The organism is Kordiimonas sp., from assembly GCF_048260245.1.
Taxonomy (GTDB): domain Bacteria; phylum Pseudomonadota; class Alphaproteobacteria; order Sphingomonadales; family Kordiimonadaceae; genus Kordiimonas.
On sequence record NZ_JBLXGZ010000026.1, the window covers coordinates 1 to 14,866 of the forward strand.

General features: G+C 52.7%; 11 protein-coding genes. 4 read left to right on the plus strand and 7 right to left on the minus strand.

The window, feature by feature from the left end; translation table 11 throughout:
- From ACN0VM_RS12905 to ACN0VM_RS12915, 3 genes are all read right to left on the minus strand, one after another.
- On the minus strand, window positions 1-261 hold a 261-nt coding region (locus ACN0VM_RS12905), incomplete at its 3' end, for a thiamine pyrophosphate-binding protein (RefSeq protein ID WP_417451300.1).
- 83 nt (window positions 262-344) lie between these two features.
- The gene (locus ACN0VM_RS12910) at window positions 345-1,382 is read right to left on the minus strand and encodes a FecR family protein (protein WP_417451301.1); all 1,038 of its coding nucleotides are present in this window, start codon (window positions 1,380-1,382) and stop codon (window positions 345-347) included.
- The gene (locus tag ACN0VM_RS12915) at window positions 1,375-1,968 is read right to left on the minus strand and encodes an RNA polymerase sigma factor (RefSeq protein WP_417451302.1); all 594 of its coding nucleotides are present in this window, start codon (window positions 1,966-1,968) and stop codon (window positions 1,375-1,377) included. Before ACN0VM_RS12915 ends, ACN0VM_RS12910 begins: the two co-directional genes overlap by 8 nt.
- A 450-nt stretch (window positions 1,969-2,418) precedes the next feature.
- On the opposite strand from ACN0VM_RS12915, the gene ACN0VM_RS12920 reads away from it, so the two are divergent.
- Together ACN0VM_RS12920 and ACN0VM_RS12925 are read left to right on the plus strand one after the other, a co-directional pair.
- Entirely contained in the window at window positions 2,419-4,938 is a 2,520-nt protein-coding gene (locus tag ACN0VM_RS12920; protein WP_417451303.1) for a TonB-dependent receptor plug domain-containing protein, read from the plus strand.
- A 102-nt stretch (window positions 4,939-5,040) separates the two neighbouring features.
- Window positions 5,041-5,961, plus strand: coding sequence for a hypothetical protein (locus ACN0VM_RS12925; RefSeq protein WP_417451304.1), 921 nt, complete (start codon window positions 5,041-5,043; stop codon window positions 5,959-5,961).
- Window positions 5,962-6,077: 116 nt separating this feature from the next.
- Here the strand turns inward: ACN0VM_RS12925 and ACN0VM_RS12930 are convergent, their stop codons facing one another.
- From ACN0VM_RS12930 to ACN0VM_RS12945, 4 genes are all read right to left on the minus strand, one after another.
- On the minus strand, window positions 6,078-7,496 hold the full coding sequence (locus ACN0VM_RS12930; protein ID WP_417451305.1) for a P1 family peptidase: 1,419 nt from the start codon (window positions 7,494-7,496) through the stop codon (window positions 6,078-6,080).
- 115 nt (window positions 7,497-7,611) lie between these two features.
- Window positions 7,612-8,577 (minus strand): LysR substrate-binding domain-containing protein, encoded by a 966-nt coding sequence (locus ACN0VM_RS12935; RefSeq protein ID WP_417451306.1) that lies wholly within the window; start codon window positions 8,575-8,577, stop codon window positions 7,612-7,614.
- Between the two features lie 180 nt (window positions 8,578-8,757).
- Complete coding sequence (locus ACN0VM_RS12940; protein ID WP_417451307.1) at window positions 8,758-10,140, minus strand: peptide MFS transporter; 1,383 nt, start codon at window positions 10,138-10,140, stop codon at window positions 8,758-8,760.
- A gap of 49 nt (window positions 10,141-10,189) precedes the next feature.
- On the minus strand, window positions 10,190-11,335 hold the full coding sequence (locus tag ACN0VM_RS12945) for a serine hydrolase domain-containing protein (RefSeq protein WP_417451308.1): 1,146 nt from the start codon (window positions 11,333-11,335) through the stop codon (window positions 10,190-10,192).
- A gap of 206 nt (window positions 11,336-11,541) precedes the next feature.
- On the opposite strand from ACN0VM_RS12945, the gene ACN0VM_RS12950 reads away from it, so the two are divergent.
- Window positions 11,542-12,546: a right-handed parallel beta-helix repeat-containing protein gene (locus ACN0VM_RS12950; RefSeq protein WP_417451309.1), complete on the plus strand. Its 1,005-nt coding sequence runs from the start codon at window positions 11,542-11,544 to the stop codon at window positions 12,544-12,546.
- Between the two features lie 193 nt (window positions 12,547-12,739).
- Window positions 12,740-14,848, plus strand: coding sequence for a TonB-dependent receptor (locus ACN0VM_RS12955; RefSeq protein ID WP_417451310.1), 2,109 nt, complete (start codon window positions 12,740-12,742; stop codon window positions 14,846-14,848).
- Window positions 14,849-14,866 lie beyond the last annotated feature (18 nt).

The following is a 14,866-nucleotide window of genomic DNA, read 5'->3' on the forward strand; positions in this document are numbered from 1 at the left end:
GGCGTGTGTTGCCCCAGGCCCGCGGGTGACAAAGCAGATACCCGGTTTGCCGGTCATCTTGCCGTAGGCTTCCGCCATGTTGGCGGCCCCCGCTTCGTGGCGGCAGGTAATGAACCGGAGCTTGTCTTCTGCACCATGAAAGGCATCAAGCGCGGCGAGGTAACTTTCTCCCGGCACACCAAACGCTATATCACTTCCATTCGCCAGCAGCGCGTCAATCAGTGCCTGACCTCCGGTGATTTGTGTGGCTCGCTCAATCATAAGGTCGGTCCCCCGTGCAAACATATGATAATGCACCGCAGAGAAAACAGCCTCTGCGGTGAACAGTTTTAAAAATTAGACAATCAAGAGTGTTGTTTGCTGATCAACACACTCTCGTCAGTTCGACGTATCTCCAGACCAAGGAGATTCTCAAGAGCAAACAGGAGGGCTTCACTATCGCCGACCTTGAACGTACCGCTAATGCGCTCATCTGCCAGGCTGGGGTCAGCCAGTACGATTTTGCGCTGAGCATACCGGTTGTGATCTTTTACAGCCTTATCCAGACTGATGTCATGGAATACAATTTGCCCATCACGCCACCCGGTAATGCGCGTGAGATCAGCCTGGTGTTTACTTGGTATGAGATTGTCGCCAAGGATGGCTTCCTCTCCTCTGACAAGCAGGGGCAGAGAAGAAGCAGCTTCGCTGTTGCGTGCATCGAGGATGGTGACAATACCCTCAAGGACCGAGACTGTTACCAATTCTTGCTGCCCGCGTTCCAGATATATGTTGAACTCCGTGCCAACGGCGCGGACGAGTTTATCACCCACATAGACGTTGAAAGGGCGCTGCTTATCCTTCTCTACGGTGAAAATAGCTTCCCCCCGATCAAGATAGACATTCCGTGCGCCATCACTGTAAGATACGCGCACATGGGTGTTTGTGTTGAGAGTTATCAGAGACGCATCAGCGAGTTCGACAACGCGTTGGCCGCCGATGGGGGTCTCGTAGGATGTCTCTGTGCCTGCTGTGGGCAAATATAACACCAGCAGCAAAAGTGCCACGGCTCCGACGACGCCTGTTGCTGGCTTGAGCCAACTATCAAACCCACTACTGGGTAGCTTTATGCCTAGGAACGAAGTTCCTTCAGTGGCTCTTATTTCAGTCTGATATTGTGAAACCAGAGACTGGATATCGGGATCGTCAGCGAGGTCGCCGCTCACATCCCAAATAAAATCATCATACTCGTCCCGGGGCGCGCTAACGAAAGCTCTATCCGCAGTGCCCAGCCGCGCAAGGCGTTTTGAGGTCTCGTCGTTTCCTTCAGCGGCGGATAGTTTTGCGACTATGCCTGCATCATCACGGCGACCGCTGAATATATTTTTCAGTTTCTTAATCATTATGGTTCCGTTTATCGAGGTCGCTTTTGATTTTATCAAGGGCATTCACAAGATGCCGTTCAACCGTCCGTTTCGAGATTTTCATATGTGTCGCAATATCGGCTGCACTATAGCCCATGAAACGGCGCATAACAAAAACCTGTTTTGTCTTACTGTCCAGCGTCAATAATGTCTTTTTGATACTGTCCAGATTGCCATTCCATTCTGCCATGGCCTCAGGGGAGGCGCTGTTTGCTTCAATCTCTACCGAGTTGATACATACATGCTTCGATTCCTGTCGAGTGGATCTGCGGCGCATAAAATCTTTTGCCAGATTTGTCGCCACCACAAACAGGTAAGCCTTGGGATTATTGTTCAGGTCTTCGATATTTTGTCGTGTACACAGCTTGAGATAGGTGTCCTGCAGTAGATCATGGGCATCGTCATCAGAGCGCACCAGGGAAACCAGATATCGCTGCACATCATTTTTGTATCGCAGGAATATCCGTTCAATCTGGCTGCGTTCATCAGCAACAAGCTTGTCAGTGCGTTTGCAATTCTGCCGTGCTGGACGGCCTCTGTGATCTATGTTGCTCTGAATGTTCACTCAAACCTTGATGTTACACGTCGCCACGTTCCACTAACACAGCGTTTAGGTATAAAACGCCCAACCCTTCAAAACGCGACAAATTATATGCGACAAAATTTTTACATTGAAGCGAAGTTTTTTGTGCTGGTAATGCTATAGGCAGCTCGGGTCGACGTCCGGGAAGGATAGAACTGCGTGAAAGGGAGGCGGAAATTGTTAATTGCATTGTACCGCAGTCTCTGCGTGGGAAGTCTGTTGGTCGCTGCGCTGCCTTCCCCTGTTCTGGCGACAGAAAAAGGGACACGATATACATTCGACATAAAGCCTAAGTCATTGGAAGAAATGATTTTTGAGGTGGCAGGCAGAGCAAACGTGCAAGTATTCTTTTTGCCAAGGACCATTCAGCGCGCGCAGAAAGGTGCTGCAGTCCAAGGCCGCTTGACTGCGGCCGAAGCGCTCCAGGCAATCTTGGCGAATAGTGGTTTGACGGTCGTGGTTGATCAGCGCGGAACATATATCATTAAGGTACAGGACGGGCCGCAGAAAGATCGCGACTTCCTTGCCTCGGAAGGGGTTCAGCCGCAGGTTGTGGGAGTGTCGGAGCGTGAGCTTGACACGGGAGCCGAGAAAACAAAGTTCGATGAGATCGTCACCATTGGCAGCCGGCGACGCGGACGCACGGTGACTGAGAGCATGGTGCCGATTGATGTGTTCCAACTGGATGGTTTCAGTTCAACGGGCTATGCGGATATGAACGACGCATTTCGGACACTGGTTCCCGCCTTCAATGCCAAGCGTTTGCCGCTCAATGATGGGTCTTCTCTCGTTCGGCCTGTAACATTACGCGGTTCCCCGAGCGACCACATCCTGTTGCTGCTGAACGGTAAACGCCGCCACCGTTCCGCTACGGTACATATCGCAACGGGCCACGCCTCTACATCCGGGGCGCAGGGGCAGGACTTCAATGTTATCCCTCCCATTGCCATGAAACGGGTAGAGATTCTGCGTGACGGTGCCGCTGCCCTTTACGGTTCGGATGCAATCGCAGGTGTTGTTAATATGACACTCCGTGACAGCCGGGATTATTCGGTGGCGTCGGCTCATATTGGCAAATATTATGATGGGGGTGGGGCGACAAAAGACCTTCAGGTTAATTTGGGACTGCCGTTAGGCGCGCAAGGATTCGCGAGTTTAAGCGCACAATATACCCACCAGAATCCGACCCGGACAGGTGGTGTGCATCAAGGTGCGCAGGCATTGCGCAACGCAGGCGTGCCTGACGTGCCAACTCCCGCCGTCAATATGGGGGAGCCCTTTTATGAGGCGCTTAAAACCGTGTTGAACGCCGGTTTGCCTCTCGGCAACGACCTTGATGCCTATCTCTTTGGAAATTATATGGTCAGCGATAGCGCTGTCCGTTTTTTTTACCGCCAACCTATCGACGCGGGTGGGTTCGCCAGACACGCTACTTATCGACCATCAGTTTTTCAGGGTACGGATGGTCACCCGGAAAACTTCGATCTGCAAACTGTCTATCCTGGGGGCTACACGCCTCAGTTCGGAGGCCGCCAACAGGACGCCAGCATGGTTGGCGGGGTGAGGCGCGAGAGCACTGACGGTCTGTCGTGGGATGCATACCTGCGCTGGGGATGGAATGAGATACAATATAATATCGAAAACACGATTAATGCCTCGATGGGGGTTCAGTCACCGACCAGCTTTGCCCCCGGCGCGTTGGCGCAGCGGGAATATGAGGGCGGGGTAGAGCTTTCTTACCCTCTGGAAATTGGCTTGCCCATACAGCGCGGTATTTTTTCCGCCGGGCTAAGCTACCGCAGTGAAGCCTATACAATCAGGCCCGGCGATGAAGCGTCCTACAGGGTTGGTCCTTTGGTTGATTTGCCGGCAGGTGCGAACGGCTTTCAGGGGTATAGCCCCGATATAGCCGGTACGTTCACTGCAGCAAGTTATGCGTCCTTTCTGAGCTATGATGCGGATATTTCCGATCGTTTATCGGCAGCGGCGACGGGTCGGTTCGAACATTACGAGAAATTTGGTGATAACTTCAGCTATCAGCTTTCGAGCCGCTATAAACTAGCTGAGGGGCTGGCGGTGCGCGGCTCACTCGGGACCGGTTTTCGTGCACCGGCCAGTGGGCAGCTATATGGCACCAGCCAGACCTCCCAGAGTTCAGTTGCAGGGGATTTCATTCTTGATGCTGTCTTGGTTCTTGATGCGGAAACGGCAAAAATTTTTGGAGCGGAGCCGTTCAAGCCAGAGACCTCGTTCAGTATGTCTGCGGGTGTGGTGGCAAAGCTGCAAACGGGCACGACGTTGACCCTGGACTTCTACCAGATTGATGTGGATGACCGGTTGACACTGATTCCGGAATTCGACACCACACCAGAACAGCGGCAGCAACTGGCTGCAATCGGATATCCGAACGGCGAAGCAGTGCAGCAGGTCCGCTACTATCAGAATATATTGGATTCTCGCATTAAGGGTTTTGACCTTGTGGTATTGCACGGCTGGAACTGGGCCGGTGGGGACAATACAACGGCAAGTCTTTCACTCAATTATAATGATATGTCCCTGAGGACCCCGCGTGCAGAAGAGGTATTTACCCCCGAAAAACGCATTGAGTTTGAGGATGGTATTCCGCGATGGAATGGGAACTTGTCGGTTACACATGTGCAGAACCGAGTAACGTTCATGGTGCGGGGTACATATTATGGTAGTTGGAAACGCAGAAGTGTGGTTGAGGGCAAGCCATTTTTATCGCGTAGTCCCGCTGTGCTTTTTGATGCCCAGGCAGCTTACCGTCTGGATGACGGTCTCGAGTTGCAGATAGGTGCCCGGAACATCTTTAACAAGAAAGCACCGCAACGTGAGCCTGAGATCATCGCGACCGGAAACAATGTCGATAACCACAGCGTGTTCGGGGTCAGCGGGGGCTATTATTACGCGGGCCTGCGCTACGATTTTTGATGTGTCTGACACGCCAGCACTCTTTCGTGTCGCAAATTTGAAGAACCGACGTTTTCTATGGGATTAATCAAATTTGTTTGGCTTAAGTGGAGGGAAGACTTAATGAAAAAAATAGTGATTGGGACCGTTTTTTCTGCCTTGCTGGTATCGGTGCCGGTTTATGCTTTTGATGACGGCCATGGCGCGATTCAGGCGTATGTAGAAGACAGTGGTGTTTATTACGCGCCGGAAGACGTGCATCCAAAAGCGGCAGAGCAGTTAGGCGCGGCGCGTGAGCGATATGAAGCAACCCCGGATGATGCTGACGCATTGGTATGGTATGGCCGCCGCATGGGCTATACAGGCGACTACCGCGCTGCAATTGGCATCTTCACACTCGGTATTGAAAAGCATCCGGGTGACCCTCGCATGTATCGCCATCGCGGCCATCGCTATATTTCTGTGCGTGAGTTTGATAAGGCAATTGCAGACCTCGAAAAGGCGGCTGACCTGATCAAGGGGACCGAGAATGTGATCGAACCTGACGGAATGCCCAACGCTAAAGGCATTCCGGTTTCGACGTTGCACGGCAATATTTGGTACCACTTGGGGTTGGCGTATTATCTGAAGCACGACTGGGACAACGCGCTGCGTGCCTATACTGAAGCACGCAAGGCAAGCCGACTGGATGATAATATCGTTTCAACAACACACTGGCTATACATGATACTGCGCCGGATGGGACGTGAAGAAGAAGCACGGGAAGCCGTCAGTATGATTACGACCGACATGGATGTGATCGAGAATTTTGGCTACTACGAGCTCTGTAAAATGTACGCTGGACTTCAGACCCTTGAAGAAACCATCGAGAACAGCCCTGGCGGCATTCAGGGCGCGGGTGTTTCCTACGGGGTACTGAACTGGTATCTTTATAGTGGTCGTCCGAATGATGCTGCGGAGCTTATGGACGAATTCCTGAACGGGAAAGGCTGGGCTGCGTTTGGTTACATCGCAGCGGAAGTGGACCGCGCCATCTACCGGTAGGACTATTTGTCTGCGGCGATACGCATAAGAAAGAAAAAGGGGCCAGAAAAAAACCGCGCCCCTTTTTTACTTGCCAGATATATATCGCATAAACCTGATGTGAGAGGCTTATCCGCTCAAGGCGTCTTGTCTTGACTGACCTGCTGCCAATGTCCAGGGTTGAGCACAAGCTGGCCATCTTTTTTGAACTTGAAGGTCAGCGGGTACCGGCCCGGTAGCATGAACTCTGTTTCGGCGACAGGTGAGAGCGCTACAGGCTCTTGATGTCCGATACCATATACTTTCCGCTTGCCGCTTGCCTGGGCATAAAGCGCGCCATCACGAGCAGATATTTCAAGGCTTACCATTGGACTGAATGTATAATTCCCGGTAAAGGTCGCCAACTGCTCCATGTTGTATGAAAGATCAGGATCAGGTGTTGCAGCCACAGGCTGTTCCGGTACGGCGCTCAGAAGCGCATCCCACATAACCTCTGAGGCAATAACACCAAGGTCTGGCGGCATAAAAGCAGGTTCGTCCAGTTCGGCCGTGGATACGGCGTACAAAACATCACCGTCATATTGAGTCATGAATGGTTGAATACCTCTCCCCATGGACGTGTGCACCTGCGTTGCCAGGCGCTTTAGTTCGGCCGGGTCGAGTTTTTGGTTGGTGACGATAAGGCTAACGGTAGTGTTTTTGCTACTTACTGGAATATCTGCGTTCTTGCCCCCGCTTTCCCGGCTTTCAGGGAAGCCCTGCATCAAGTCACTGGTGCGTATTTTTCCGCCGGGCCAACTGGCTCCTTCATAACACGCGGCCACCGTACCATCGCGTTTTGTGATGACACCATAAGGATTGGCGATGACAAAGGCCGCGATCTTGAGGTCTCCCACCTGTTTAAAAGCCCCGCCTTGGCCGGAAAAGGCGTTGCAGCCAAAAAAGGCCCCACTTTTGGCAAAACGGCCGGCGCCATATGCGCCGCGCGGGAAGGTGCCGGTTTTCGCAGCTCTGAAAGCCGCTTGCGCCAGCCGTTTATCAGGATAAATTTCGTTAAGGCGGCGACTGCCGAAATCAAAAATAATGGAGCCGACAGACATAGCCATATTGGGCTCAAGGGAAAAAGCGTCGCCGTCACGAATGCCGTCGTCCTTGAGCGCACTCGCAACTGCGGTTACAGCCTCGAGCCCGTACCAGGAACCGCCCGAGAATACGACGGTATCCAACTCGGCATAGTTATAGCCAAGGTCCATATAGCTGGCATTAACTGTGCCAGGCCCGCCGCCTCGTACATCTGCTGCCACAAAAACCTTTTTGTCAAAATGAAAGACGGTTACGCCGGTTGGGCCTTCCTCGTATGTACCGGTTCCCACCTTAAGAATAGGCCAGTCGTATGTCAGGGTACTCTCTGACGCGGCGTTCAGAAGCGGTTTCAGCATATCCTGTTCGCTTGAGGCTGAAGTTGCGCCAGAGACCGAAAGCGTGAATGTCATCGCAGCTACAGACGCGAGCAGACTAAAGCGGTGGCCATTGGACCTATTTTTCTGAGATTGCATAATGTGTCCCTTCCGGTTCGTACCTGCATGATCAATGGAAGAAGTCTACCGGGTGCTACACACAACGTAAGATGCGTGAGAAGTCACGCCCGGTGTGTTGAGGGCACCATTGTTATCAGGGTAATTCTTTGGTGATGGCCGTGTGTAGCCACGTGCGAAAGCGACGGATGGACGGCAGCTCCCAACGGTCTGCACGGGCAAGGAAAACGTAATCGCCAGGTGTTCTGTTCTCAAACGCAGCTTTACCGGCGCCGACTTCCACAAGCTTACCCTTGGCGAGGTCCGCGGCAGCAACAAGATGGTTGCTGAGGGCTATGCCACGGCCATGTCGTGCGGCATCCATTGTCAGGTGGCCCTGCCAGAGCAAAGGCCCGGATAACTCTATGTCATTTTTCACACCATAGGCAGTCAGCCAATCCCGCCAGTGCAGGGTGTCTTCCTCGTGGAGAAGCTGGTGGTCGGGCATGTCCTGGGGTGTGTTGATTTCGGGCCGGCTCGCAAGATAGTCAGGGCTGGCGACGCCTATGATTGGCAGGCGCGCAAGTTTCAGCCGCCGTATGCCCTGCGGAACCTGAAAAGCAGCGCCATATTGCGGGACAAATCGAATATCCACATCGGCTTCATTCGAGATCAGGTCCGGGCTAGTGTCTGTGGGGCGCACTTCGACGCTGACCCCCGGATACGCAGCTTCGAACGCACCCAGTCGGCCTGTCAACCAGTGAAAAGCAAGACCCGGCATGCACCAGATGTGAACGGGTTGATTGTCGCTTTTTTTCATCATGTCGAGCGTGGCGTTTGCGAGTGCATCGATAGCCTGAGCGATTTTTGCGTGGTATTCGCGGCCTTCGTCTGTGAGGGCGACGCCTGTGGGTGTGCGCTCCACGAGTACAGCGCCGGTCCAGCTTTCGATCGTGCGAATATGGCGGCTAATGACAGCATGGTCGCGCTCAAGACCTTGGGCCGCTTTGCGAATGCCGCCAAGTCTTGCCACGGCGTCGAATGCCCTTAAAGCCTCAAAAGGCGGGAGTGCTTTCCTCGAAGGCAGGTTGGGCTGAGTGCTTTTGGGGGTATCTGCTGTCATGGTATCCTAGCTTGAAGCGCGGTGCGCCCTTGATAAGAGGCTTGCGATCCGATTTTGGTGCTGTCCAGGCTGGAATGTCAAGCGATTGAATGATTCCAATTCGGTTCATTTTGCTCGCTTGTCTAGGCTGGTTTACGCCCTGCGTGAGCAGTCTTTGCGCAATGACGTAACGTAACCATATCAAACCGACGGTGTAACCTGTTCCAGGCCTAGGGCGTGACTAAACGGCTTGTGCAGCACGAAGACAAGCAAGGCAGCTACCCCAACAATTACACCATGCATTAACCAGAAAGTTGCTGGTGAAAGCTGTTCATAGAAACGACCAAGCCAGCCACTGAGAAGGCCTCCGAAAAACAGCGAGAGATAGTATGAACCGACCATCATGGCGTTGACCGCATCGGGGGCTGCTTTGGATACGAGTGCAAGCATTATGGGCCCAACGTATAAATACCCTATAGCACAGATAAAATGAAATACCGCAGGCCAGAAGAGGGCGATAGATGTCCCTTCCGACATTATTTCCCCGAGCGCGAGCCACACACAGGCAAAGCTGAATACTGCACAGCCAATGACAATCTTGCGTAGGTCACCAGGTTCCGCGCTTTTGTCGCGCTGGCGCTTCCAATACCACATGATAGCTGGTGCAAGCACAAGCACTGCAAGGCTATCCAGCGACTGAAACCATGTTACCGGCACTGTCAGATCGAGCAGGTCGCGGTCTACCCGATCACGAATCCATAGTGGATAGGTGTTCCATACTTGAGTTTGAGCCGTCCAGAAGAGGGCTGCGATGATAAAAAGAAGGAGAATGGCGGTGATGATGCGACCATCGCCTGGGTTCAATTTCGGCTTTTCAGCATGGGCACCCCGAAGCGTGTCAGGCGGAAGGTGGTGGCGTCCTGCCAGATATATTACGATGCCGACCATCATGCCGATACCCGCCGCGCCGAACCCGTAGTGCCAACCATACAACTCACCCAGTGTTCCGCAGATAAGAGGCGCGATGAATGCGCCGACGTTAATGGACATTACGTAAAGTGAATAGGCAGTGCCACGGCGTTGATCGGTTTTTTCATAAAGGCGACCTACCTGTGCTGCAAGGTTGCCCTTGAGCAGTCCTGCTCCGAAAATGAGTGCAGCGAGCGCGAATAGGAATACTGTCTCAAATGCCATCATGAAATGGCCAACTGCCATCAGGGCGGCACCCAGTAATACAGCTTTTTGCTGGCCCATTACACGGTCACCCAGCCAGCCGCCAAGCACAGGCATAAAATAAATCAGACCAATATAAAGCCCAAATATCTGTGTCGCGAGCGCCTGAGTTGAGAGTGTGCCAAAGATACCTTCCAGCAGCGTCCGGAAACCTGCAAATGCGACCACATTTTCAACAGAACCCGGATGAAGCAGATACCCGGCCATATAGAGCACGAGCAGTGCTTGCATGCCGTAAAATGAGAACCGTTCCCATGCCTCTGTAAAGACGATGTACGCAAGTCCTTTGGGGTGTCCCATGAAACTCTGTTCGGGTTGAATCGCTGTTTCCTGCGCCGTATCGTCTTGCATAATAAATCCCGGTTCCCGTTTGTTCTATGTCTTGCGCAACAGAGCGCACTTATCCGAGTGTTTTTAGCACCGCGTTGAAGAAATCATTATCAAGAATGACTTCTGAGCCGATCGGTTTTGCCCGGGCGCTCCAGACCACAATCACAATGCGGTGCGCCGGATTGATATACATGTATTGACCAAAAATTCCGCGCGCACTGAAGCCGGGTTCAAAGTTGGTCCCCGCCGGGGCAAGAACAGGCCACCACATAAAACCATAGTCTAGTGGTTGTCCGCCAACCTCGCGGGAACTACCTGCCTGTTTGACCCAGCCGTCGGGCAGGACATGGTCCCCATCGATTACACCGTCATTCATTATGAAATGGCCAAAACGCGCATAATCCCGCAGGGTGGCGCTGATGCCGCTACCTGCCACCTCGAGGCCGTTTTCAGCCTCAAGCCACCAGGTGGCGTCCGATTCCATGCCGAGGCGAGACCATATTTTTCTCGAAAGATAATCAGCGAGGTATTCACCGGTTGCTGCATAAAGCAATTCACCTACAACATGGGTTTCTCCGGTACTGTAATTCCAGTGTGTGCCGGGGTCAGCTACACGCGGAAGATTTGACATATACGCAAGGATGGAGCCCGCTTTCTGGCCCAGCTGCAATTCGAGCACATGCCGGCGTTCGGAGTTCGGGTCAGTATGGGTTTCATCCCAATGTGCACCGGAAGTCATTTGCAGCAGTTGTTGCACCGTTACGCCATCATAGGCGCCGCCTTTCAGCATTGGCAGATATTGGGTAAGTTGGTCGCCAAGGCTGCCAATGGCCCCGTCCTTGATTGCGGCACCAACGAGAGTAGTGCTGATGGATTTTGCCATCGACATGGACATCCACCGGGTGTCCGGGGTGTTACCATACTCGTATTGTTCCAGCGCGATGTGCTCGTCTTTTGCCACAAGTAACGCAGTGACACGATTTCGCGCGATATAATCATACAAATCGTAATCGCCTTGGTCCGTTTCGATGGTCATGTCGTCAAGCGGTAAAGGCCGTGTTTTGATGGCTTTTGGCGGGATGTTCGTTCCGCGATGGATGGTTCTGGACGGGAATAATTGATCTATATTCCTGAAAGTTTCGATTTGTTCGGTGGGAAATAGCCTGCCGGAATAAGCATCTCGTGCTGAGCCGATCTTTGGTTTCTGATTATCCATATGTGCCTTCCCGTTTTGTTCCACCTTCAGTCAATATGTAAAAGCTACCCGACCGGGTTGGCCATGCGATAGGTGCGAAAAGCATTGAATGTGGTGCGACCTGCGCACCAGTGCCGCCAACGTTGGCACCTTTTGGATATTCACGTCGCTGCTACCGTTGGAATAGGGCACGGTAACATACATGAGCAATCAGGAAAGTTTGTATTATGAAACAAATCCATACATTAGGCGCCGCGTTGGTGCTCACGGTAGGGGCAGCGGTCCCTGCATGTGCAGAAACATATACAGTTTGCGAGAACAAGTCGGATGGTGCCGACTGTCGATATGAGGGTGTTGCTGGCATACAGGCGGCGGTGGATGCCGCAGAGGCGGGCGATACCATTTTTATTGCGAAAGGCACATATCACCCCGGTGAGACCCGTGATGTGCCGTTTACGGATGACGGTGAGAAGCTTCTGGTTCGCGCTGCTGTGCTGATAGACAGAAAGAATTTGACGATCGTAGGCGCTCCCGGCGCGCTTTTTGACGGAAGCAAGGGGAGCGCATCAAACGCGTTTGTCATTACCAATAGCGTGGTTGATTTCATTAATATCAGCATCAAAGGCTTTCGGGTGAAAGAAGAGACCGACAATGTATACGACGGGCATGGTCTATTTTTTATAAACAGCCGCGGCAGTGTCGAAAACACTAGTATCCACGGGACCGAAAAGATGGCCTTGACGATCAGGGGCGCGAGCACACTTGATGTGAACGGTCTGAAAATCACCGATAGCCATATGGGGATATGGTTGGAGGAGAACGCCCGACTGACGCTTAAAAACTCCCTGATTTCCGGCAGTGAAGAAGCAGGTATCGGCGGATATGATATTACTGAAACAGTGATTGAAAACAGTGTTTTTGTGGGCAACGAAGACGACGGTATCTATGCGCCTGATACTGGCCGCATTCGCGTAAGCAGCAGTATCATTGCAGGTAACCGTCCGTATGGTTTACGCGCATTGGCAGGGGGGCATATTGCAGTTGATGACAGTGTCCTCTTTGGCAATCTCGAAGATGCATTTAATACTGACGACGATGCGGCCTCGGTTACCGTGGGGGGGCAGGTAGTGACCGGCATTGATCCGAAACTGGATGCTGGGTATTTCCCTCGGGCTTCCTCCCCCCTGCTTGTTGGCAAGGGCTTGGTATCGGCGCCCGGGGCAATTGAGTGATGATAAAATCCGGTTGAAAATGGTCGGGAATTCAGGGGGGGCTGCTGTGGTGCCTCCAGCGCACCGTTTGTTGCACTATTGGCATCTGGTTTATTCATTTGCTCCGTTCATATTTTAAATGGTGAGGAAATCTCAGGCTGTGCAGCCGCAGGTTCAGGGGTTGATACAAGTCTATCACGGAGGGGAATCCAAAATGAAAAAATATACAATTCAATATCTGACATCGCTGTCAGTCGCCGCACTCATGCAGGCGCCTGCGGCAGCTCAGGAAACCGCGAGCGCAGACTTTACGCTCGAAGAAATCGTTGTCACCGCGCAGAAGCGGGAACAAAGGCTTATTGAGGTGCCGATGGCGATTACAGCCATCAGTGGCACCGAGCTTGAAGAGCGTGGGATCGACAGTATTCAAGACCTGTCCTTTGCTGTGCCGGGTTTAACCATGCGTGAGGACGGTCCGGGTAGCTACCAGATATTCCTGCGCGGTATCGCTAACGCCCATGGTGGCGGTGCGCTTACAAGTGTGTATCAGGACGAAGTCCCCATGGTGTTGACGGGGTATGACGTGTTGCCAACCCGCACGCTTGACCTTGCGCGCATTGAAGTGCTCAAGGGTCCACAAGGCACGCTATATGGCCAGGGGGCGGTAGGTGGCGCCATTCGCTATATCACCAATGACCCCGTGCTTGATGCATTTGAGGGTAATGTCTCCGCTGATCTGAGCACCGTAGACGGTGGTTCGATGGGCGCAGAGTTTACCGGTGTGGTCAACGTCCCCATTGTTGAGGACAAGTTTGCGCTTCGCCTTGCGGGCACGGTGAAAACCGGTGGTGGCTGGCAGGATCATCCTGAAGCAGGCATTGAGAATGGCAATGACGAAGAGCTGACCAATCTCAGGATCAAGGCGCTCTGGAAGCCGACGGAGGAGTTGAGCTTACTTGCGACATTCGTATCCTACCGTGCTGAATATGAACTGGGGCAGGGGTATGAGAATCCGGATCGCACTATTTTTGTTGCCATTGATCCGACGCAGGCTCAAATGCCTAAAATCTGGGACTATGAACTCTATAATTTGACGCTCAAGTATGATCTTGGTTTTGCAGAGTTAACCAGCTCATCGTCTTATGTTGACCAGTACCACCAGTATCCGTTCTCATATCGCGGCGGTGAAGACACAATCTATGTCGGCGGCTACGCGGGTAATGACGACCGCTATAACCCAGGTAAACAGTTTACGCAGGAAGTGCGCGTGGCTTCGAGCGGTGACGGGCCCCTACAGTGGACTGTCGGCGGTTTTTACCGCGACATGGAGCGCTCGCTGACAGCATACTTTGAGTATGATTATTTCGGTTTTGTCGTTCAGGATCAGGAATATTATTCAGGTAACACTTCCAAGTCCTTCGCGTTGTTCGCCAACGCTTCCTACAGCTTAACCGACCGTCTCGAGTTTGGTGCTGGTGTTCGTTATTTTGAAGACAAGGCGACAGAAAGCAATGGTTTTGCCCCTAATCAGGTGACGGAAGAAGGCAAGTTCGATACTGTGAACCCGCGCTTTCACCTGTCCTATGCGGTGTCTGATGACGTCAATGTCTATGCCAGCGTTGCAAAAGGTTTCCGTAGTGGCGGCTTCAATACCGGTGGTAACCCGGCTTATGATCCAGAATCACTATGGAGCTACGAGTTGGGCTTGAAAGGCGCCGTGCTTGACGGAGCGCTCTATTTCGATGTGGCGGGGTATTACACCAAATATGACGACATGCTGCGCCGGGGCCTTGTCTTCCTTGGTGTCGACCTTGGTCTGCAGAGCTTGGTCAGCAATATTGGTGCTGCCGAAGTGAAGGGGCTTGAGGCGTCACTGTCATGGCGTGCAACAGACGCACTGACGTTCAGTGCAACGGGTACGGTGATGGATGCGGAAGTAACCGAAATCAACGCAGAAGATACAGCGAACGTTGTGGGTGATCCGATTGATTATGTACCTGACTACAGCTTTACGCTGGGCGCGGTGTATGACTTTGAATGGTCATCGGATATGCCGGGGTATGCCCGCATTGACTACAGTTACAGGGACGAGATGCCTTATGTGGATCTCACCAGCTTCCCGGCGGAAAATACACCGCAGCTTTCCGACAAGATTGGCCTGCTTGATGCCCGCGTTGGTCTGACCGCTGGTGCGGTATCATTTGAGCTCTATGCCAAGAACCTGACCAATGAGAATAAATATATCGATCCGTACCACGGCTGGAATAATGCCAACCGCACCCGGCCACGTACCATCGGTATAAAGGTGGGCTTGGACTTCTAGGTCCCCCTCCCGAAAATC